The organism is Streptomyces sp. NBC_00310, from assembly GCF_036208085.1.
GTDB lineage: Bacteria > Actinomycetota > Actinomycetes > Streptomycetales > Streptomycetaceae > Streptomyces.
Window position 1 is genome coordinate 3,325,281 of sequence record NZ_CP130714.1, and the last position, 20,883, is coordinate 3,346,163.

The window sequence follows — 20,883 nt, forward strand, 5'->3', positions numbered from 1 at the left end:
TACGCCACCGCAGACGCGCGGCGGATTCGGGGCCACCCGAACGGCGGCCGGGGCGGGCCGGGCAGGTGTGATCGGTGCGACGGTGGATACGCGGGAGGGGACCGACGCACGGGCTGCCCGGGAGTGATCATGACCTCATTCGACCGACGCGATCTGGGACTGCTGCTGCTCCGGCTGGGCACGGGTGGTGTGCTCGCCGCGCACGGCACCCAGAAGCTGTTCGGCTGGTTCGGCGGAGGCGGACTGGAGGGGACCGGCGCGTTCATGGAGTCCGTCGGGTACACGCCCGGCAGGGCGAGCGCCACCGCGGCCGGGCTGGCCGAGACGGGCGGCGGCGCCCTGCTCGCCCTCGGGCTCGCGACGCCCGCGGCCGGTGCCGCCGCGGCGGGCGCGATGGGCGGCGCGGCCGCGGTCCACGCGCCGAACGGCTTCTTCAACGCCGAGGGCGGCTACGAGTACGCCGCGACCCTGGGCCTGGCCGCCGCGGGCCTCGCGGTCACCGGTCCCGGCCGGCTCTCCCTCGACCACGCGTTCCGCCATGTCTTCGACCGGGGCTGGATGGTCCCGGTGGCGCTCGCCGGTACGGCCGCGGTCACCGCGGCGGTCGTGGGCACGCGGTACCAGCGGGTGCGCAAGGAGAAGGAGGGCGAGCAGGAGGCGTTGTTCGAGGAGTGACCGTCCCTCTCGTGCTCTTTCGTTGACTGACCGTCTCTCTCGTGCTCTTTCGTCGAGTGACCGTCTCTCTCGTGCTCTTTCGTCGAGTGACCGTCTCTTTCGAGGAGTGCCTGTCGCTGTCGTAGGGGCGTGGCAGGCTGCGCCTCATGAGTGATCAGCACGCCGAACCCGCCGCCTCCGACTCCCCCGACGGCCTCTGGCAGTCCGTCTCCCTGCTGCACGCCTGGCTGGAGGCGGCCCAGCCGCACGGCGGCCGAGAGGGCCTGCTGCTGCGGATGTTGAAGCTCCAGGAGGAGGTCGGCGAGGTCGCGCAGGCGGTGATCGGCGCGACCGGCCAGAACCCGCGCAAGGGCACCACCCACACCTGGGACGACGTCCGGTCGGAGCTGTGCGACGTGGTCATCACGGCCCTGGTCGCCCTGCGCACCCTCACCCCGGACGCCCGCGCGGTCTTCGCGGCCCATCTGGACCGGGTCACCGAGCGCTCGCTGGGCTCCCGCCGTGGCTGACAACGCGTTCTGGATCGCCGCGCTCACCGCCGGTACGGCCGTGGTCGCGAGCTGGGTGACGAGCAGGGGGACCGCGCGGGCCGCGCGGATACAGGCGGACACGACGGCGAGCGCGCAGCGGGTGGAACGGCTGCGGGAGGCCCGGCGGACGGCGTACGCGGAGTTCATGGAGCAGGCGCAGCGGCTGAACGACGTGCACTGGAAGGTGTCCGACGTGGTCCGGGGCGCCGCGGGCGGGCTCGGGCCGGAGCAGGTCGAGGAGCTGCGGCGGTTGCGCGAGCGGCAGCGGGACGAGTACGCCACGCTGCGGAACCTCACCTGGGTCGTCTCGCTGGAAGGACCCGACGAGGTCGCCGAACTCGCCAACACCGTCAGGCGGGCGACGAGCCCCTTCCACAAGGCGATCGAGGCGATGATCGAGGGCGACACCGGTGCCGTCGCTCGCTTCGACGCCTGCTACGCGCCGTTCTGGCAGGCGCTGAGGGAGTTCATCAAGGCCTCCCGAGACACCCTGCACTCCATGTAGACCGGCCTCCGGGTAAAGCGACCTCCGGTCATACCCCGGCCCTACACCGGTCATCCCCCGGGGTGACCCGGCGGTCGTGTCGTACTGCGTTCCGAGTAGCCGCGATTGTCGGCAGCCGCACGACGACGGGAGGGGCCTCGGAAAGGGAGCCTGGGCAGGCATCCGAGACTTCTGACGTGGAGACCTGCGACCCATGGCAACCTTCCTTCATCGGCTGGGCCGGCTGGCCTTCCGCAAACGCTGGTACGTCATCCTGGTGTGGGTGGCGGTACTGGGCGCCGTCGGTATCGGCGCCCTCAAGGCCCCCGGAGCCTCCGACGAGGAGTTCTCCATGCCGGGCATCGAGTCCCAGAAGGCGTTCGACCTGCTGGAACAGCGCTTCCCCGGTGTGACGGCGGACGGCGCCACCGCCCGGGTCGTGTTCGTCGCGCCGAGCGGTGAGAAGGTCACCGCCACCGAGAACAAGAAGGCCGTCGAGGACACCGTGGCCGATCTGGCCGCCGGCTCGCAGGTCGCGAGCGCCGTCGACCCGTTCCAGGCCCGGGCGGTGAGCGAGGACGGCTCGACGGCGTACGCGACCGTCACCTACGAGGTCGCCGCGACCGACCTCACCGACGCCGCCAGGACCCACCTGGAGGACGCGCTCCACGCGGCCCGGGACGCCGGGCTGACCGTCGAGGCCGGCGGCGACGCGGTCGCCGGACAGTCCGGCGCGGGCGGGATGGCCGAGGTGATCGGCGTCGCCATCGCCGCCGTCGTCCTGCTCGTCACCTTCGGCTCGCTGGCCGCGGCCGGGCTGCCGCTGCTGACCGCGCTCGTCGGCGTCGGCTTCAGCATGGCCTCGATCCTCGCCCTGTCGGACGCCTTCGGCCTGTCCACCACGACCGGCACCCTCGCGATGATGCTGGGCCTCGCGGTCGGCATCGACTACGCCCTGTTCGTCGTCTCCCGCTATCGGGAGGAACGCGCCAACGGCCGTTCGCCCGAGGAGGCGACCGCCCTCGCCACCGGCACGGCCGGATCGGCGGTCGTCTTCGCCGGGCTCACCGTCGTCATCGCGCTGGCCGGACTGTCCGTGGTCGGCATCCCGATGCTGACGAAGATGGGGCTGGCCGCCGCGGGCGCGGTCGTCGTCGCCGTACTGATCGCGCTGACCCTGGTCCCGGCCGTCCTCGGCTGCTGGCCGAACGCCGTACTGACCCGGAAGGCGCGCAGGAGCGGCCGTGTGGAGGGGAGCGGCGAGAACAACGGGGGCACCCGCTGGTCCCGGTTCGTGCTGCGCCGCCCCGTACCCGTGCTGGTCCTCGGCGTCATCGGCCTGGGCGCGCTCGCGGTGCCGATGACCGGCCTCCAGCTGGGCATGCCCGGGGACGAGGCCAAGCCGACCTCCACCACCGAACGCCGCGCCTACGACGCGCTCGCCGAGGGCTTCGGGCCCGGCTTCAACGGGCCGCTGACGATCGTGGTGGACGCCAAGGGCGTCGACGACGCGAAGGGCGCCGCGGCGACGGTCGCGAAGGAGATCGGCGCCACCGAGGGGATCGTGTCCGTCTCTCCCGCCCGCTTCAACGAGGCCGGCGACACCGCCGTCTTCTCCGCCGTGCCCGCCACCGCGCCGACCGACGAGAAGACCAAGGACCTGGTGACCGTCATCCGGGACGAGCGTCCCGGCATCGAGTCCGGGACGGGGGCCACGTTCGAGGTCACCGGCTCCACCGCGCTGAACATCGACATCTCCGGCAAGGTGCAGTCCGCGCTGGTCCCCTATCTGCTGGTCGTGGTCGGCCTGGCCGTCATCCTCCTGATGGTCGTCTTCCGCTCCCTGCTCGTCCCGCTCAAGGCGGCCGCCGGCTTCCTGCTGTCGGTGCTCGCGTCGCTCGGCGTGGTCGTCCTGGTCTTCCAGCAGGGCCACGGCGCGGAACTCCTGGGCGTGGAACAGACCGGCCCGATCATGAGCCTGATGCCGATCTTCCTGGTGGGCATCGTCTTCGGCCTGGCCATGGACTACGAGGTGTTCCTCGTGTCCCGGATGCGGGAGGCGTACGTCCACGGCGACCGGGCCGACGAGGCCATCACCAGCGGATTCAGGCACAGCGCCCGAGTGGTCGTGGCCGCCGCCCTGATCATGATCGCGGTGTTCGCCGGGTTCATCGGCGAGAGCGACTCCATGATCAAGATGATCGGGTTCGGGCTGGCCTCGGCGGTCCTGTTCGACGCGTTCGTCGTCCGCATGGCGATCGTGCCCGCCGTCCTCGCCCTGCTCGGCGACAAGGCGTGGTGGCTGCCGAAGTGGCTGGACCGGATACTGCCCCACGTCGATGTGGAGGGTGAGGCGCTCACCCGCCGCGCCGACGACACGGAGCCGGCCCCGGCCGACACGGCGGAGCTGGAAGTGACGCGCATCTGATCCGCCCGCCCACCCCCACCGGGGGCCGTCCGTGGCCAAGGACACGGACGGCTCTCGGGGCGTTCGCACCCGAAGTCGACCACCATGGTCCCCAGCCCCACCGACCGGAGTCCCTGATGAGCGTCAGCCCGGATCGGCGTTACGCCGATCGCCTGGAGGATTTCTCGGACCGCCATCCGTTCCTCGTCGACCTGGTGCTGGCCATGACGCTGATGGGCTGCGCGACGCTCGGCAGCGTGCTCACCCTGCCCGGCGCCGAGCCGCCGGACCAGGACAAGGTCGGCGTCGCCCTCATGGGCGTGTCCTGTCTCGTCCTGCTCAAGCACCGCACGCACCCGCGCACCGCCCTCGTGGCGACCGCGATCTGCACGATCGTCGCGGTCGCGCTGGGCTATCTGCTCACCCCCCTGCTGCTGGCACCGATCATGGCGGCCCTGTACTGGCTGGCCACACTCACCGACCGGAAGACCAGCCGCGCCTACGGCCTCACCATCATCGCGGTGATGACGCTCGCGGCCGTGTTCGCCGAGTCCATGGACCACCTCTCGCTGCTCCTCAGGACGATCGGACCCGTCCTCTGGCTGCTCCTGCCCCTCGCCCTGGGCCGGGCCACCCGGATCCGGCGGGCCTACCTGAAGTCGGTGCAGGCCCGCGCCGAGCACGCGGAGCGCACCCGGGAGGAGGAGGCCCGCCTGCGGGTCACCGAGGAGCGGATGCGCATCGCCCGCGATCTGCACGACGTCGTCGCCCACCATCTGGCCCTCGCCAACGCCCAGGCGGGCACCGCCGCGCACCTCACCCGCACCGACCCCGAGCAGGCCCACCGGATCCTCACCGACCTGACCGCCACCACGTCGTCGGCGCTGCGCGAGCTGAAGTCCACCGTCGGTGTGCTGCGCCGGCCCGACGATCCCGAGGCACCGCTCGCTCCCACCCCCGGGCTCGACCGGCTCCCGGACCTGATGGCCGCGTGCGGGTCCGCCGGCCTCACCGTCAGCGTCACCACGGAGGGTCCCCCCGGCCACCTCGACCCCGGCGTGGACCTGACCGCGTACCGGATCGTGCAGGAAGCCCTCACCAACGTCAGCAAGCACGCCGCCGTGGACGCGGCGCGCATCCGCCTCGCGTACGCCGACGCCCACCTGACGATCACGGTCACCGACGACGGCGGCGACGCCCCGCCCCGTCGGGCCTGCGCCCCGGAATCCGGCCGGGGTTTCGGCCTTATCGGCATGCGCGAGCGCGCCCAGTCCGTCGGCGGCTCCCTGAGCGCCGGCCGGCGTCCCGAAGGCGGCTTCGAGGTCACCACCGACCTCCCGCTGCGCCCCCGCGCCCGCACCCCCGAACCGGACGCGGAACCGACCCCAGACCTGCGGAAGTAGAACAGCACCATGACCCTTCGTGTCCTGCTCGCCGACGACCAGGCCCTCCTGCGGGCCACCTTCCGGATCCTCATCGACTCCTGCGCGGACATGGAGGTCGTCGCCGAGGCCACCGACGGCCGGGAGGCGGTCGACCTCGTCCGCGTCCACCGCCCCGACGTGGTCCTCATGGACATCCGTATGCCCGGCACCGACGGGCTCACCGCCACGGCCGTGATCTGCGCCGACGAGGAGCTGGCCGATGTCCGCGTACTGATCCTCACGACGTTCGAGATCGACGAGTACGTGGCCCAGGCGCTGCGTTCCGGCGCCAGCGGCTTCCTCGGCAAGGACGTCACCGCCGACGTGCTCCTCGACGGCATCCGCACGGTGGCCGCCGGCGACACCCTCCTCTCCCCCGCCGCCACCCGTACCCTCATCACCCGTTTCCTCGCCACCCCCGCCCCGGGCAACCACCTCGCCGTCCCCGACCGGCTGAGCACCCTCACCACCCGCGAACGCGAGGTCATGTCCCTCGCCGCCGAGGGCCGTTCCAACGACGAGATCGCGGAGAAGCTGTACGTCAGCCCGCTGACGGTTCGGACCCATGTGCACCGGGCGATGACGAAGCTGGGGGCCAGGGACAGGGCTCAGCTGGTGGTGATGGCGTACCAGTCGGGGTTGGTCCAGGTCATGCCTCAGGAGTAGGGCACCGGAGAACGCACCTGCGCGCCGCCTCCAGGGCGACGCGCAGGTGACCTCGTGAACAGCCGGACTTCCTTGGAGCTACTCCTCGGACCTACTCCTTGGACCTACTCCTTGTAGAAGGTCGCGTCCTGCCGGTCGAGGGTCGTGCTGACCGGCTGGGTGTAGAACAGGTTGTTGTAGTGGCGGATGTAGCGGCCGGGGAAGTTGTACGACTCGTAGGAGACGCCGGCCGCGGTGTCGGCGAGGCCCGCCCGCTGGTGGAAGGAGGCGTCGGCGTCGAACAGGGCCGTGCCGTCGTCCTTCTCCACCCACAGTTCGTTGTTCTTGTGGCGGAGGTAGTAGCCGGGGAAGTTCGCCGACTCCAGCGAGACCGTGCCGCTGCCCGTCAGGCCGGTGACGACGCGGAACTGCGAGTCCGCGAGGTTGGTGACGTTGGCCTCCAGCTTCGCGCGGTACTCCCAGTGCCGGATGAACTTGTCCGGGTAGTTGTACGAGGAGAGACGGACCGGGGTCGCGCCGTCGGCGACGGGGATGCCGAAGTTGGGTGTGCCGTCGGCGTTCCAGTACAGCTTCTGGTAGCGGGTGCGGCGGTTGGGGTCGTTGAGCGGGTCGCCGTTGATGTCCTTGTAGTTGCGGTCGTGGTAGACGAGGATGTCGGACTTTCCGTCCTCGGAGGTGGTGAACGTGTTGTGGCCGGGGCCGTACTGGCCGGTGGCCGCGTTGCTGGTGAAGACCGGTGTGGGCGTCTTGGTCCAGGAGGCCGCGTTCATCAGGTCGGCGGAGGCGGAGGCGGTCAGCAGGCCGAGGCAGTAGTTGGCGTCGGTGGCGGCGGCCGAGAAGGTCATGAAGACCTTGCCGTTCCGCTGGATGACCGCCGGGCCCTCGTTGACGGTCTGGTTGACCTTCTCCCAGGCGTTGGTGGGCCGGGAGATCATGACCGGACTGCCGCTGATCGTCCAGGGGTTGGACATCTTGGCCAGGTAGATGTTGGTGCCGGCGCCGACCGCCGGGTCGTTCTGCGCCCAGCTCAGGTAGCGGGTGCTGCCGACGGTGAAGGTCGTCGCGTCCAGCGAGAAGGTGTCGAGCGGCAGGGAGATGCGGCCCTTCTCGGTCCAGGTGCCGGTGATCGGGTTGGCGGCGCTGGTCTCCAGGACGTACGGGCGGATCTTCCAGATGTCGTTGGAGGAGCCGGCCGTGAAGTAGATGTACCACTTGCCGTCGATGAAGTGGATCTCCGGCGCCCAGATGTGGGCGCCCATCTCACCGCTGGCGTGCTTGGTCCAGATGGTGGTCTCCGTGGCCGTGGCGAGGCCCTGGAGGGTGGTGGCCCGGCGCATCACGATCTTGTCGTACGCCGGGACGGTGGCCGTGAAGTAGTAGTAGCCGTCGGTGTGCTTGAAGATGTGCGGGTCGGCGCGCTGCTCGGCTATCGGGTTGGTGAAGGTGACGGCGGGGGACGCGGGGGCGGCGGCCTGGGCCGGGGTGGTCACCGTGGTGAGCACCGCGAGCGCGGCGGCTGCGGCCACCAGGGCCCGTCTGACGAGTCGTCTCATGTGTGGGTGCGGCCCTTCGGGATCAGGCGGTCGTGGGGACGAGGCGCCACTGCTGGCAGTTGTTGTTGAGCCAGGACCACTGGCGTACGTCGGTGCCGTTGGCGGTGCCGCAGTCGGCGACGTCCAGGACCTTGCCGGAGGAGGCGTTGGCGATCCGTACGTAGTCGCCGCCGAGGTAGATCATGCGGAACTTCTGGCAGTTGTTGTTCAGCCAGGACCACTGCCGGATGTCGGTGCCGTCGGCGCTCGCGCACTCGGCGAGGTCGGCGACCTTGCCGGTGGCGACGTTCACGAGGCGGCTGGTGTCGTCGGCGCGGTCCTCGATCCGCCACTTCTGGTTGGCCCCGCCGTTGCAGGTCCACTGGAAGATGTTGGCGCCGTCGGCCGTGCTGCCGCCGTTGACGTCCAGGCACTTGCCGCTGTTGCGGTTGACGATCGTGTACGCGGTCGGTGTCGTCGCCGTCTCACCGGAGGGGCCGGCGAGGGTCGTGCCGAGGGCGACCGGGGTGCCGAAGTTCGGGGTGCCGTCCGCGTTCCAGGTGAACTTCTGGGCGCGGGTCGTCCGGCCGTTGTCGCAGCCGTCGCTCGCCGAGTCGTTGGCGTGGTAGACGATCCAGTTCTCCGTGCCGTCGGGCGAGGTGAAGAACCCGTTGTGGCCGGGCGCGTACACGCTGTTGGCGTCGCTGCGCTGGAAGACCGGCGTCTGCTTCTTCGTCCAGGAGGAGGCGAGGAGCGGGTCGGAACCGGTGAGTTCGAGCTGCCCGAGCTTGTAGTCGGGGCCCCAGCAGGCGCTCGCGGAGTAGACGAGGAAGGTACGGCCGTTGCGGTACAGCGGCTCGGGGCCCTCGTTGACCTCACCGCTCTGCGTCTCCCAGCTCAGCGTCGGGCTGGAGATGACGGTGAAGGTGGAGCTGGCGAGGGTGTACGGGTTGCTGAGCGGCGCGATGACGAGGCTCTGCTTGCTGCCGCCCGCCGAACCGCTGCCGACCAGGTACAGCTTGTTGTCGTGCTTGAGCACGCTGGAGTCGATCAGCCAGCCGCCCGGGTTCAGGTTGGAGCCGGTGAGGGTGTTCTTGAAGGTGTACGGCCCCATCGGGTCGGACCCGGCGCTCTCCAGCACATGGGTGCGCTGGTCGTCGCAGCAGGCGGAGCTGCGCGGCCCGGCGGAGTAGTAGAGGTACCACTTGCCGTCCAGGAAGTGGATCTCCGGGGCCCACATGTTCCAGTTGCGGCTACTGGTGCTGTCCGACCACACCTGCACGCTGGGGGCGGTGCTCAGCCCGGCCAGCGTGGGCGACTTCCGCATGGTCAGCTCACCGGTGAACGAGGTCGTCACCAGGTAGTAGTTGCCGTTGTAGTACTCCAGCCACGGGTCGGCGCCCTTCTGGGACTTGACCGGGTTGGTGAACGGCTTGCCGTCGGCGGCGGCGGCGGGCGGCGCCGGCTGGACGGTGATGAGCGACGCGAAGAGGGCCAGTAGCGCGGCCCCCAACGTCACCCAGTGACGGACTTGGATGCGGAACACGGCAAGTCCCTTCGGGGAGCGGCTCGAGAGGGGAGATTGTTCGACATTGCGAACGTTGTGCGTAACTTCGGCCAGAAGGTAAAGCTGAGGCACGAGTGCCGTCAATGGATGCGACACGATTGGTTTCGACGGCTCGTCCGGAACGGGTCGGCGGCTCGTCCGGAACGGATCGGCGGCTCATCCGGAACAGGTCGACGGCTCATCCGGAATAGATCGTGAAGGCGACCGGGTTGGCGTTTGCATGGCCAAAGACAACAGGGTGGGACGGTACGGCATCTGGAGCATCGGCCTGCGGGCCGAGGACCCGGCTCGTCACGGCGAACTCGCCGAGGCGGCGGCCGAGGTGGAGGAACTCGGCTTCGGGGCGATCTGGCTCGGCGGCAGCACCGCGGTACGGCACGCCGTCCCGCTCGTCGAGGCGACCGAGCGCATCACCGTGGCCACGGGCATCCAGAGCATCTGGCAGTACGAGGCCGCCGACACGGCCGTGGGCTTCGCCGACCTGGAGGCCGCCCACCCCGGCCGCTTCCTGCTCGGCCTCGGTGTGAGCCACGCGAAACTCGCGGAGCAGTACCGGCGCCCGTACGCCGCCATGGTCGACTACCTGGACGCCCTGGACACCGCCGGAGTCCCGGCCGGCCGGCGGGTCCTCGCCGCGCTCGGCCCGAAGATGCTCGGGCTCGCACGGGACCGGTCGGCCGGCTCGCACCCGTACCTGGTCACCCCCGAGCACACGTCCGAGGCCCGCGAGGCCCTGGGCGAAGACTCGCTGCTGGCACCGGAGTTGAAGGTGGTGCTGGACACCGACCCGGCCCGCGCCCGGACCCTCGCCCGCACCCACCTCGCCTTCTACCTGACCCTGCCGAACTACACCAACACCTTCCTCCGCCTCGGCTTCACCGAGGACGACCTCGCGGACGGCGGCAGCGACCGGCTCGTCGACGCGGTGTACGCCTGGGGCGACGACGACCGCGTCCGCACCCGTATCGACGCCTTCCACGCGGCGGGCGCCGACCACGTGGCACTCCAGGTACTCGACGACGGCCCCGCCGACGCGCTGCCGCGCGAGGCCTGGCGACACCTGGCCGACCTGCTGTCCTGACCCGGCCGCGGGGGCGGGGCGAGGACCGGGCGCCTGGTGGGGGCGGGGATCGGGCGAGTGCTCGGGGCGGGGAACGGGCGCCGCGCGGGGGCAGGAGCCCGGCCACCCGTCGTAGCGGCAGGAGCCCGGCCATCCGTCGTAGCGGCGGGTGCCGGGCCCCTGGCGTAGCGGCGGGATGTGAGATACGCACAGGCGGCCCATGTGAATCTCACGGACGGCCGATGACAGACGAACGATGCCCGTGTCCCGGCGCTCTGCCATCGTGGAAAGTTGGAGCGTCGGGAGAGCGCCCGGGACGACCGGCCCGCCCGTTCCCGTCGGCGCCTCGACCCCGCCACCCTCAGGCACCGCTCGGACCGGACGGAGCGGGCCCGTCAGGAGGCCGCCGTGGACAAGCGGTACGAGGTGTACTGCCTCATGGACCCGCACTTCTACGATGCGCCGTCCCACCACCGGACCCGGGGCCTCTTCCGCCGGGCCCGGCACCCCCTTCCCGCTTCCTGGGCGCGCGTGGAACTCGGCGAGTGGCTGGTCTGCCACCCCGTCGAAGCGGTCCTTCCGGCACAGGGCTGGAAGATCCACGTCTCGGCGTGTCCGGACAACGCGGAGCCGATCCTGGACGCGGTGTGGGACTACTGCGTGCCACGCCGCATCCCCTTCAAGTTCCTCCCCGGCCCGGACACCCTGTTCCTCGCCAACACGAAGTACGCGCACCGCGGCTCCAGCGGGAAGTTCGTGACCGTGTACCCCAGGGACGAGGCCCAGTGCGAGCGCGTGCTCACCGAACTGGGCACCGTCCTCGACGGCCGGCCGGGCCCGTACATCCTCAGCGACCTGCGCTGGGGTGACGGTCCGCTCTACGTCCGGTACGGCGCCTTCGCCGACCGGTACTGCGTGTCGGCCGAAGGGGCGGTGGAGCAGGCGGTCGAGGACCCCTCCGGGCGGCTGGTGCCCGACGTGCGCGGCCCCACCTTCCAGGTCCCGCCCTGGGTGCGGCTGCCCGCGTTCCTCGAACCCCACCTCGCCGCGAGCCGCCGGACCACCGTGGCCGACCTGCCCTACCGGATCGACAACGCCCTGCACTTCTCCAACGCCGGCGGGCTGTACACCGCGGTGGACACGCGGACGCGGGAGCGCGTGGTCCTCAAGGAGGCCCGGCCCCACGCCGGGCTCACACCGGACGGCGCCGACGCGGTCACCCGGCTGGAGCGCGAGCGGTACGCGCTCGAACGGCTGCGCGGTCTGCCCTCCGTCCCCGCGCTGCGCGACCACTTCGCACTGGGCGATCACCAGTTCCTCGTCGAGGAGTTCATCGAGGGGTCCGCCCTGCACACACAGTTCGTCGAACGCTATCCGCTCGCCGCGTCGGACCCGGGCCCGGCGGACTTCGCCGCGTACACGTCCTGGGCCCTCGACATCGTCCGGCAGGTGGAGGACGCCGTGGCAGCCGTGCACGCCCGGGGCGTCGTGATCGGCGACGTGCACACGGACAACATCCTGGTCCGCCCCGACGGCAGGGTCGTACTGATCGACTTCGAGGGGGCGTCGGACGTGAAGCAGGCACGCCCTCAGGTCCTCGCGGCCCCGGGTTTCCTCGCCCCGCGCGACACCACCGGCTTCGACATCGACCGGTACGCGCTGGCCTGCCTGCGGCTCGCCATGTTCATGCCGCTGACCGGCCTGATCGACCTGGACAGCGGCAAGGCGGGGCACCTGGCCAGGGAGGCCGCGGACCTGTTCCCGGTCCCCCGCCGGTTCCTCGACGAGGCCGTCCGCACCCTCACCGGCGACGGCGGGATCGCCGCCGGCGCGCACGACGGGCCCCGGCTGGATCCCGACCGGCCCGGCTGGCTGCGCGCCCGGACCTCGATCGCCGACGCCGTCCTCGCCGCCGCCACCCCGGAGCGCCACGACCGGCTGTTCCCCGGCGACATCGAACAGTTCACCGCCCCGGGCGGCGGCCTCGCCCTGGCCCACGGCGCGGCGGGGGTGCTCTACGCGCTGGACGTGACGGGCGCCGGACGCCACCCCGACCACGAGGAGTGGCTGATCCGGCACACCCTCGACCCGGCGCCCGGCAGCCGCCTCGGCCTCTACGACGGCCTGCACGGCATCACGTACGTCCTCGAACACCTCGGCCACCACGAGGAGGCCGTCAAGCTGCTCGACATGTGCCTGGCCGAAGGCTGGGAGGCCCTGCCCTCCGACCTCAGGGGCGGCCTGTCCGGCGTCGGACTCAACCTGCTGCACTTCGCCGCGGTCACCGGGGACACCGCCTGCCGGGACGCCGCGTTCCGCGCCGCGGACCTCGTCGCCGACCGCCTGGGCCCGGCCGACGCCGTACCGGAGATCAGCGGCGGCGCGCACCCGAGGGCGGGGCTGATGTTCGGGGCGTCGGGGCCCGCGCTGCTGTTCCTGCGCCTGTACGAGCACGGCGGCGACCCGGCGCACCTGGACCTGGCCGCCACCGCCCTGCGCCAGGACCTGCGCCGCTGCCTCGTGCGCGACGACGGGTCGATGGAGGTGAACGAGGGCTGGCGCACCATGCCGTATCTCGCCGACGGCAGCGTGGGTATCGGCATGGTCCTCGACGACTACCTGGCCCACCGCGCGGACGACCGGTTCGCGGCCGCCGCCGACGCGATCCACAAGGCGGCCAGGGCGGCCTTCTACATCGAGCCCGGCCTCTTCGACGGCCTCGCCGGAATGATCCTCCATCTGAGCCGGCCGCACCCGCCCGGCACGGCCGCCGCCCGGGACCCCGTGATCGCGGACCACGTACGCCGTCTCGCCCGCCACGCCTGTCTGCTCGACGGCCGACTGGCCTTCCCCGGCGAGCAGTTGATGCGGCTGTCCATGGACCTGGCCACCGGCGGCGCGGGCGTCCTGCTCGCCCTGGGCAGCGCCTTCCACTCCCGACCGGTCGGACTGCCCTTCCTGACACCCGGCCCGCACGCCCAAGACCATTCCGTCCCCATGCCGGCACGCGAGCGAGAGAGGAGGTGAAAGCACATGTCGCTCCTCGAACTGCAGGGTCTGGCCATCGAGCAGGGCTCCGCACACCGCGGACCGCCGCTGGGCAGCCGGGCAAGCAAGGGCTGTCTCGTCGTCGGCGGCGGAGGCAGTCGCTTCAGCCTGCTGTTCTGCTAGCACATCACCCTGGCGGGGACACGTTCGGTGTCCCCGCCCCTCCTGCCGGAGCAGTACGACGCCCGGAGCGGTACGACGCCCGGAAGGCGTAGGAGGGACGGAAGGGTAGGAGGGACGGAACGGCACGACGGACGGCACGGCACGGCACGGCACGACGGACGGAACGGTACGACGGACGACCGGAACAGCAGGACGGGTGACGGGAACCACAGGACGGACGACCAGAACCCCTACGACGACGGGAGCGGCCGGTGGACCGACGCGCGGCGGACCGTCTGCTGCTGGCGGCGGTCCGCAGAGGCGGAGGGTGGGGTGGCCTCCTGGCCGCCACGTCCTTTCTCCTCGCCGGGGTCTACGTCGCCCTGCCCACCGTCATGGGCCGCGCGGTCGACGCCGTACTGGGACAGGGTGACACCGCGCTGTGGCTGACCCTGACCGCCGTCGCCGTCGGGCTGCTCGTGGTGTGCGACGCGGCGGACGACTACGCCGGCGCCGTCGCCAACGCGCGCTCCACGGCCTGGCTGCGGCACACCCTGCTCGGACACGTCCTCGACCTGGGCTCCCGCGCCACCCGCCGCCACTCCCCCGGCGACCTGGTGACCCGGCTCGTGGGCAACACCGCCCGGGCCGGGAGCGCCCCGGCGGGCCTGGTGTGGGCGGTGACCGACCTGGTCCCGCCGGTCGGGGCCGTGGTGGCCCTGGCCCTGATCGACCCCTGGCTGTGCCTCACCTTCGTCGCCGGACTGCCGCTGATCGTCCTGGTGGTCCGCGCCTTCGTCCGTGACGTCTCCGACCTCAACGACCGCTACTTCGCCACGCAGGGCCGCATCGCCGCCCGGCTCACCGACGCGCTCACGGGAATCCGCACGATCACCGCGGCGGGCACCATGGACCGCGAGGCCGACCGGGTGCTGGAGCCGCTGCCCGAACTGCACCGCCACGGCATGGGGTTGTGGCGCGCGTACGCCCGGGTCTCCGCGCGGGACGCGATGATCGTCCCCCTGCTGGAGGTCGCCGTGCTGGCGGTGGCCGGGGTGGAGCTCGCCCGGGGCCGCATCACACCGGGTCAGACGCTGGCCGCCGCCGAGTACGTCGTGCTGGCCACCGGGGTGAGTTCGCTGGTGGCCTCGGCGCGGCAGCTCGCCCTCTCACGCTCCACCGCCGGGCGGATCGCGGAGGTACTGCGGGAATCCACGCCCGCGTACGGCGGCGCGCGACTGCCCTCCGGGGGCCGCGGCCGACTGGAGTTCCGCGACGTGACCGTACGCAGCGCCGGGGGCGACGCCCTCCTGGACGGCGTCGACCTCGACCTGCCCGCGGGCGCGCTCACCGCCGTCGTGGGCCGCTCCGGATCCGGGAAATCCCTGCTGGCCGCGCTCGCCGGGCGCCTGACCGACCCGGACGACGGCGAGGTCCGGCTCGACGGGGTACCCCTGCGCGACATCGACCCCGCCGACCTACGACGGGCCGTCGCGTACGGCTTCGAACGCCCGGCACTCCTGGGCGAGACCTTCGCCGACGCGATCGGTTTCGGACCACGGACACCCTCGGCCGAGGAGGTGTCGGCACAGGCCGCCGCCGCACGCGCCGACACCTTCCTGCGCACCATGCCCGAGGGCTATGCCACCGCCCTCGACGCCGCCCCCCTGTCCGGCGGGGAGACCCAACGGGTGGGCCTGGCCCGCGCGTTCGTACAGTCCGCCCCGTCCGGCCGCCTCCTCGTCCTCGACGACGTCACCGCCAGCCTCGACACCGTCACCGAGCACCAGATCACCCAGGTCCTCACCGGCACCGGCCCCCTGGCCACCCGCACCCGCCTTCTCGTCACCCACCGGGCCTCCGCCGCCGCCCGCGCGGACCACGTCGTCTGGCTCGACAAGGGCCGGGTCCGAGGCCGGGGCACCCACGGCGCGCTGTGGGGGCACCCCGACTACCGGGCGGTGTTCCACGCGGAGGCGGCGGCCGACGGCGAGTCCAGCGGCGAGTCCAGCGGCGAGGTCGACGGAGAGGTCGACAGGGAGGTCGTCCGAACGGAACCGGCACACCATGACCTGGAACACCACGGAGGTGTGCGGTGAACGCCGCGGGCCCGCGGCGGCTGCTGCGCTCCACGGTGCGTGTGCGGCGCCGGGAGTTCGAACGGCTCACCGGCTGGTCGCTGGTGCAGGCCGTGCCCGCGCTGCTGTCGGGCTGGCTGGTCGCCCGCGCCGTCGACGACGGCTTCCTCGCCGACCGCACCGTCGTGGGCTTCGGCTGGCTCGGCCTGCTGGCCTGCGCCGTCCTGATCGGCGCCTGGGGCACCCGCCAGGCCACGCTCCGCCTGTCCGAGGTGGTCGAGCCGTTCCGGGACGAGCTGGCCGCCCTCGTCACCACGGGCACACTGCGCGGCTCCGCCCGTCTGGAGCGGCCCGCCGACACCGCCGGCGTGGCACGGCTGACCGAGCAGGTGGAGGTCGCCCGCGAGTCGTACGGAGCGGTCGTGATGTTCGCGCAGACCTTCGCGGTCACGGTGGTGAGCGTGCTGCTCGGGCTGGCCGCACTCGACCCCGCCCTCCTCCTGTTCGTGATGCCGCCCCTGGCCGCCGGCCTGGCGGTCTTCCTGCTGGCCCTGCGCGCACTGGCGGCCCGGCAGCGCGCGGTCGTCCTCGCCGACGAGGCCGTCACCGAGCACGTGAGCACGGCGGTCGGCGGACTGCGGGACGTGACGGCCTGCGGCGCCGAGGGCGTCGTACGCGGCCGGACCGGCGCCCGCATCGAGGCGGCGGCGGCCGCGTCCCGCGCGCTGGCCCGCCTCGCCGCCCTACGGACCCTGGCCCTGGCCCTGGGCGGCTGGCTGCCGGTCGTCCTCATCCTGGCCGGCGCCCCCTGGCTCATCCGGGGCGGAGTGACGGCAGGCGCGATCCTGGGCGCGCTGACCTACGTCTCCCAAGGCCTCCAGCCCGCCCTCCAGGGCTTCGTCACGGCAGTCGGCGGCAGCGGCCTGTGGCTCCTGGTCACCGTGGGCAGAATCCTGGAAACGGCCACCGCGGCGCCGACGCGAGCACCGGAAACGGCGACAGTGGGGAGGGCGAGGCGTCCGCGTCCCGAGGACCACGTGGTGCCGTCCCACCCGCCCGACGACCAGCCGGCCGCAGACCGTCCCCCCGCCCCCCACGACGGCGGCATCGAGCTGTGCGGTGTCACCTTCGGCTACGCCCGCTCCGCCGACCCGGTCGTCCGGAAACTCGACCTGACCCTCGCACCCGGCACACATCTGGCGGTGGTCGGCCCCAGCGGCGTGGGGAAGTCCACTCTGGCCTCGCTCATCGCGGGGGTGCTGGAGCCCCAGGCCGGCCGGGTCCGGCTGGGCGGTGTCCCGGTCCGGTCCCTGGAGCCGGGCAGACTGTCACGGTCCCGCGTGCTGATCCCGCAGGAGGCGTACGTCTTCTCCGGCACCCTGCGCGAGAACCTCGCCTATCTCCACCCCACGGCCACCCCGTACGACCTGGACACCGCGGTCGACGCCATCGGCGCGGGCCCGCTCACCGAACGCCTCGGCGGCTACGACGCATCCGTGGACCCGGCCCTGCTCTCCGCCGGTGAGCGCCAGTTGATCGCCCTGGTGCGTGCCTGGCTGCCCGCAGCGTCACTGGTGGTGCTGGACGAGGCCACCTGCCACCTCGACCCGGCCGCCGAGGCGGTCGCCGAGCAGGCCTTCGCCGCCCGCCCCGCCACCCTGGTCGTCTGCGCCCACCGCATCAGCTCCGCCCTGCGCGCCGACCTCGTCCTCGTCATGGACGGCCCGCGCTGCCGCGTCGGCACGCACGACCGGCTGCTGACCGACTGCGCCCTCTACCGCGACCTGATCGGCCACTGGGACCACTCGGCGACGAAGACCCCGCCCTGATCGGCCACCGGGACCACTCGGCGACGGAGACGACGGAGACGACGGAGACCCCGCCCTGATCGTCCCGTGGTGATCGGGGCCTACAGCCACCCCGACTCCCGGGCGATCCGGATCGCGTCGATACGGTTGCGCGCCGCCGTCTTCCTGGACACGGCGTTCAGGTGGTTGCGCACCGTCCCCACCGACAGCGACAGGTGCTCGGCGATCTCGCGGGTCGGCGTGCCGTCCGCCGCCAGCCGCAACACCTCGCTCTCCCGAGGGGTCAGCGGGCTCTCCGCCGAGGAGAGCGCCTGCAGTGCCAGCTCCGGTGCGATGAACCGCTCGCCCGCCGCCACCTTGCGGACCCCTTGAGCCAGGGTGTCGAAGGGGCCGTTCTTGCCGATGAGCCCCGCGACGCGCAGCTCCAGCGCCTCCCGCAGGAACTCGGGGGGCGCCGAGTCGGCCACCAGCAGGATCCCGCACTCCGGCAGCCGCGCGGCCAGCTCGCGCGAGGTACCGAGCGCCTCGTCCGCTCCTCCGTCGATGTCGATCACGACCACGTCAGGGCGGTGCGACAGTGCTCGCGGGACGGCCTGGTCGTGCCCCGGTGAGGCCGCGACCACCTCGATGTCCTCCTCCCGTGTCAGCAGGGCGGCAAGCGCACCGCGCACCAGGTCTGTCTCCTCCACGAGCAGAACACGGATCACCATCGCTCCCGCCCGGCCGTTCGCGGCCTGCATCCCGCACCACGCCCCGGTGACCCCGACGACGCCCTGGACAGTATCTCCGGATAACCCCCACAATCACCGCTTATCACCCCACCTGCCCGCCATCCCGTCCGTCACCCCACCACAGCGGTACAGCAGTCCGCCGGTCGTTCGTCGACGGGCTCCAGGCCGAGGCGCTCGGCGTAGAAACCCCGTGCCCGGTCCAGGTGTCGACGTACCCGGCGTCCGGACGAAGGACGGAACCGCCGAGATCGACGGCCACTACCCGAGCAAAGGCGCGCGGCGGGGACGGCGCACGGACCGCCCCCGCCCCGTACCCGGATCCCCGGATCCCCGGATCCCCAGCGGCTCAGCGCAGCGTGCGCACGAACACATCCCCGATCAGATTCGTGTCCTCGGGAACCAGGCCGGGATAGTAGGACTCGAAGACGACCGCCGACTCGTCCGCGCTCAGTGCCGCGTCACCCACGGTGACGGGTTTGCCGTCCTGGCCCGGCGACAGCAGCTCCTCCTCCCCGCTGCACACATCACGCAGGACCAGCCCGAGCGACGTACGGTTCGCGTCCGCCGTGTTCAGCAGCAGCTTCGAACCGTTGACCGACAGATCCGAGATCAGGGTGAGATCGGTGGGGGTGTGGCCGTCGTACCGCTGAAGCGTGCCCGTGCGCAGATCGCGGACGAAGGCGTTCCAGGACGTGCTGGTGGCCCCGTTGGGGTCGGCCCCGGGGACGAGATTTCCGGCCACCGAGTTGAAGCCGACCTTGGAGCCGTCGGCGCTCAGCACCGGAGCGACCGCCGACCTGTCCGCCACCGCCCCGTCATGGGTGGCGTCCGCGTGCACGGTACGCCCGTTCACCCGGTCGTAGACGAGAATGTCGCCCTGATCGTCGGCGGCCGGCCCGGAGTACCCCTCCAGATAGGCGACCTTGCGCCCGTCGGCGCTCATCGAGACCTGATCGCACCGGTGGAAGTCCTTCGAGCCGTCGGATTCCCGGCTGACCCGCCGCACCTTCTGCGTCTGCCGGTCCAGCAGCATGACCCGGCAGGCGAACGCCCCGTTCGGGTCCGCGGCGGGCCGGGCCACGAAGGCGACGTAACGCCCGTTCGCGCTGATCGGCGCGACGCCGTACGACACCTGGTAGCCCTCGTCCATCGCGGGCGCCAGGCGCTCAAAGGCCCCGCTGCTCAGATCCATGACGTACACGGAGGACACACCGGTCGTGGCCGAGTACGAACCGAAGGTCAAGTGCCGCCCGGAATCCGACAGTTGGGGCGTCGAGGTCGTCTCCCCCGGCACCGCCACACGCTGCAACGGCTCACCGGGGGCCGTCCGGTAGTACACGCTGTTCCGCACGTCCGTGCCGGGCCCCAGGTTGGTCGCCGACGACATGAAGGCCACGACGCGCCCGTCCGCGCTGACGACAGGATCCACGGAGTGACCGTTGCCGCCGGTGCCGTCGGCGGCGACGCTGATCCGCTCGGTACCCGGCGCGACGCTCGCCACGTCGCCCTCGTCGGCCGCCTGCGCGGGCGAGACGGGACTCGCGACGGCGGCGGCCACGAGAACGCCGTACACGAGGACACGTAAGGAAGGTCTCATCAACTGGCTCCCCCTTCGACGGGGAACGGCCACAGCCGCCCCCTGTCCCCCGTTGCCCCCAGCCCTGCGCAGAGGACTCACGGGCATGCACGCGATGAAAGCGCGCCACCGGCCCGGGGTCAATGCATCGAACAGCCCGCCCTCCGCACGCGCGCCCGTCCACCGCACCCGCACCGAACCACCGTGCCGAGGGGGATCTCTTCTCACCCGCCTGGGCAGCGTTGCGCGCGGCGGTCGCCGACAAGAACGCCCTGTTGATCGGCAAGGGCCGCTGGGCGCCGACGGGTGGGGAGCGGACCGAACTCGGCTCCCTGGAAGCGAAGTTGACGCTCAGCCTCGGCTGAGATCTCCCGGGCCCCAGGGGCACATGCGTCGGGTACGCAGCGCGACGTATCCGCCGACGGTCGCGACCACCGTCCGTACCGGCATCACGGGAGAACTCCGATCCCAACCCCGCTCACAGACCGTGCTCGTCCATCAGCCGCATCAGGTTCCGCTTGCGTCTCCGGGAAGTGCGCAGGGCAGTGGCGTACTCGGTGAACGCGTCCGGTGTGCCCCAGCGGCCATGGCAGTCCCGGATGCTCAGCAGCAGGTCGACGAGCCGCTCGTAGACCGCGTTACCGGTCTGCGTGGTCAGCGGCTCGGCCAGGCGGAGACAGACGTCGAGCGCGTCGGCGGGGCGGTCGGGGCGGATCTGGTCGGCGAGAGTGCGCCACTGTCCGTCGTGGGCGCCTGTTTGCACGGCGGCCTGCCACGCGGCGGCTCCGTCCTTGTCGTCGAGCAGGGCGTCGCCGCAACTGCCGATCCTCGCCCACCTGTTCCCGCACCAGGACGAGCAACTCGTCCCTGGACAGGGCGGACAGCCACGCGTCGAGGTCCTGCGCGCGGTCCCGGGCCGCCTTCCGCTGCCGCGGCAGGCCCGCTCCCTGGGCGAGCACGGTCAGGCCGAGGGCCACCAGGTGCTTGCAGAAGTCGCCCTCCATTCCGTACGGGCAGTCGCAGTCACCGCCCAGCCCGCCGGGCCCGTCCAGGGTCAGCTCCACCTCGTACCGCTCCGTGCCGTGGACGGTGGCGCTGACCCGGTCGTCACCGACCTCGACCCCTGACACCGCGTCGAGGTAACCGCGCCCCCGCTCGAAGGAACGCGCGCCGGCCAGTGCTCTGAGGTTCGCCT

The 20,883-nt window shown here is 72.0% G+C and carries 18 protein-coding genes and 1 pseudogene; 13 read left to right on the forward strand and 6 right to left on the reverse strand.

Annotated elements, in window-relative coordinates; translation table 11 throughout:
- The first annotated feature begins 129 nt into the window (after positions 1-129).
- The 6 genes from OG202_RS14680 (at position 130) to OG202_RS14705 (ending at position 6,186) form a co-directional block, all read left to right on the forward strand.
- Positions 130-675, forward strand: coding sequence for a DoxX family membrane protein (locus tag OG202_RS14680; RefSeq protein WP_326583239.1), 546 nt, complete (start codon positions 130-132; stop codon positions 673-675).
- Between the two features lie 146 nt (positions 676-821).
- On the forward strand, positions 822-1,184 hold the full coding sequence (locus tag OG202_RS14685; RefSeq protein ID WP_327730046.1) for a MazG-like family protein: 363 nt from the start codon (positions 822-824) through the stop codon (positions 1,182-1,184).
- Positions 1,177-1,710: a hypothetical protein gene (locus OG202_RS14690; protein WP_327730045.1), complete on the forward strand. Its 534-nt coding sequence runs from the start codon at positions 1,177-1,179 to the stop codon at positions 1,708-1,710. The genes OG202_RS14685 and OG202_RS14690 overlap by 8 nt, the downstream gene beginning before the upstream one ends.
- Positions 1,711-1,903: 193 nt before the next feature.
- A complete protein-coding gene (locus OG202_RS14695) occupies positions 1,904-4,117 on the forward strand; it encodes an MMPL family transporter (RefSeq protein WP_328222854.1) in 2,214 nt (737 codons plus the stop codon).
- A gap of 116 nt (positions 4,118-4,233) precedes the next feature.
- Positions 4,234-5,499 (forward strand): sensor histidine kinase, encoded by a 1,266-nt coding sequence (locus tag OG202_RS14700; RefSeq protein WP_326583235.1) that lies wholly within the window; start codon positions 4,234-4,236, stop codon positions 5,497-5,499.
- 9 nt (positions 5,500-5,508) lie between these two features.
- Positions 5,509-6,186, forward strand: coding sequence for a response regulator transcription factor (locus OG202_RS14705; RefSeq protein ID WP_328222855.1), 678 nt, complete (start codon positions 5,509-5,511; stop codon positions 6,184-6,186).
- Between the two features lie 104 nt (positions 6,187-6,290).
- Here OG202_RS14705 and OG202_RS14710 read toward each other — a convergent pair whose 3' ends face one another.
- Together OG202_RS14710 and OG202_RS14715 are read right to left on the reverse strand one after the other, a co-directional pair.
- Positions 6,291-7,739 carry a family 43 glycosylhydrolase gene (locus OG202_RS14710; RefSeq protein ID WP_327730042.1) on the reverse strand — a complete coding sequence of 483 codons (1,449 nt, stop codon included), beginning with the start codon at positions 7,737-7,739 and terminating at the stop codon, positions 6,291-6,293.
- A 22-nt stretch (positions 7,740-7,761) separates the two neighbouring features.
- Positions 7,762-9,264, reverse strand: coding sequence for a family 43 glycosylhydrolase (locus OG202_RS14715; protein WP_327730041.1), 1,503 nt, complete (start codon positions 9,262-9,264; stop codon positions 7,762-7,764).
- A gap of 241 nt (positions 9,265-9,505) precedes the next feature.
- On the opposite strand from OG202_RS14715, the gene OG202_RS14720 reads away from it, so the two are divergent.
- The 5 genes from OG202_RS14720 (at position 9,506) to OG202_RS14740 (ending at position 17,402) form a co-directional block, all read left to right on the forward strand.
- Complete coding sequence (locus tag OG202_RS14720) at positions 9,506-10,366, forward strand: LLM class F420-dependent oxidoreductase (protein WP_326583231.1); 861 nt, start codon at positions 9,506-9,508, stop codon at positions 10,364-10,366.
- A gap of 387 nt (positions 10,367-10,753) precedes the next feature.
- Positions 10,754-13,372: a class III lanthionine synthetase LanKC gene (lanKC, locus tag OG202_RS14725; RefSeq protein ID WP_443052346.1), complete on the forward strand. Its 2,619-nt coding sequence runs from the start codon at positions 10,754-10,756 to the stop codon at positions 13,370-13,372.
- 6 nt (positions 13,373-13,378) lie between these two features.
- Positions 13,379-13,516: a SapB/AmfS family lanthipeptide gene (locus OG202_RS14730; RefSeq protein ID WP_326583229.1), complete on the forward strand. Its 138-nt coding sequence runs from the start codon at positions 13,379-13,381 to the stop codon at positions 13,514-13,516.
- A 251-nt stretch (positions 13,517-13,767) separates the two neighbouring features.
- Entirely contained in the window at positions 13,768-15,594 is a 1,827-nt protein-coding gene (locus tag OG202_RS14735; RefSeq protein ID WP_328222857.1) for an ABC transporter ATP-binding protein, read from the forward strand.
- Positions 15,591-17,402 carry an ABC transporter ATP-binding protein gene (locus OG202_RS14740; protein WP_327730037.1) on the forward strand — a complete coding sequence of 604 codons (1,812 nt, stop codon included), beginning with the start codon at positions 15,591-15,593 and terminating at the stop codon, positions 17,400-17,402. Before OG202_RS14735 ends, OG202_RS14740 begins: the two co-directional genes overlap by 4 nt.
- A gap of 80 nt (positions 17,403-17,482) precedes the next feature.
- Here OG202_RS14740 and OG202_RS14745 read toward each other — a convergent pair whose 3' ends face one another.
- From OG202_RS14745 to OG202_RS14755, 3 genes and pseudogenes are all read right to left on the reverse strand, one after another.
- The gene (locus OG202_RS14745) at positions 17,483-18,091 is read right to left on the reverse strand and encodes a response regulator transcription factor (RefSeq protein ID WP_327730036.1); all 609 of its coding nucleotides are present in this window, start codon (positions 18,089-18,091) and stop codon (positions 17,483-17,485) included.
- A 135-nt stretch (positions 18,092-18,226) separates the two neighbouring features.
- Positions 18,227-18,315: pseudogene (locus OG202_RS14750) on the reverse strand (VOC family protein); the annotation flags it as partial.
- 143 nt (positions 18,316-18,458) lie between these two features.
- Entirely contained in the window at positions 18,459-19,709 is a 1,251-nt protein-coding gene (locus OG202_RS14755) for a hypothetical protein (protein ID WP_327730035.1), read from the reverse strand.
- Positions 19,710-19,831: 122 nt separating this feature from the next.
- Between OG202_RS14755 and OG202_RS14760 the strand changes: the two genes are divergently transcribed.
- Positions 19,832-20,053, forward strand: coding sequence for a hypothetical protein (locus OG202_RS14760; RefSeq protein WP_327730034.1), 222 nt, complete (start codon positions 19,832-19,834; stop codon positions 20,051-20,053).
- Between the two features lie 113 nt (positions 20,054-20,166).
- Here OG202_RS14760 and OG202_RS46515 read toward each other — a convergent pair whose 3' ends face one another.
- A complete protein-coding gene (locus OG202_RS46515) occupies positions 20,167-20,451 on the reverse strand; it encodes a hypothetical protein (RefSeq protein WP_405893445.1) in 285 nt (94 codons plus the stop codon).
- Positions 20,452-20,479: 28 nt separating this feature from the next.
- Here OG202_RS46515 and OG202_RS46520 point away from each other — a divergent pair, with 28 nt between their 5' ends.
- Complete coding sequence (locus OG202_RS46520) at positions 20,480-20,815, forward strand: hypothetical protein (protein ID WP_405893447.1); 336 nt, start codon at positions 20,480-20,482, stop codon at positions 20,813-20,815.
- The last annotated feature ends 68 nt before the right edge of the window (positions 20,816-20,883 follow it).

Coding starts and splice junctions, on each gene's coding strand:
- OG202_RS14680 (WP_326583239.1), top strand. CDS start 130: ATGACCTCATTCGACCGACGCGATCTGGGACTGCTGCTGCTCCGGCTG.
- OG202_RS14685 (WP_327730046.1), top strand. CDS start 822: ATGAGTGATCAGCACGCCGAACCCGCCGCCTCCGACTCCCCCGACGGC.
- OG202_RS14695 (WP_328222854.1), top strand. CDS start 1,904: ATGGCAACCTTCCTTCATCGGCTGGGCCGGCTGGCCTTCCGCAAACGC.
- OG202_RS14700 (WP_326583235.1), top strand. CDS start 4,234: ATGAGCGTCAGCCCGGATCGGCGTTACGCCGATCGCCTGGAGGATTTC.
- OG202_RS14705 (WP_328222855.1), top strand. CDS start 5,509: ATGACCCTTCGTGTCCTGCTCGCCGACGACCAGGCCCTCCTGCGGGCC.
- OG202_RS14710 (WP_327730042.1), bottom strand. CDS start 7,739: ATGAGACGACTCGTCAGACGGGCCCTGGTGGCCGCAGCCGCCGCGCTC.
- OG202_RS14720 (WP_326583231.1), top strand. CDS start 9,506: ATGGCCAAAGACAACAGGGTGGGACGGTACGGCATCTGGAGCATCGGC.
- OG202_RS14730 (WP_326583229.1), top strand. CDS start 13,379: ATGTCGCTCCTCGAACTGCAGGGTCTGGCCATCGAGCAGGGCTCCGCA.
- OG202_RS14745 (WP_327730036.1), bottom strand. CDS start 18,091: ATGGTGATCCGTGTTCTGCTCGTGGAGGAGACAGACCTGGTGCGCGGT.
- OG202_RS14755 (WP_327730035.1), bottom strand. CDS start 19,709: ATGAGACCTTCCTTACGTGTCCTCGTGTACGGCGTTCTCGTGGCCGCC.
- OG202_RS14760 (WP_327730034.1), top strand. CDS start 19,832: ATGCATCGAACAGCCCGCCCTCCGCACGCGCGCCCGTCCACCGCACCC.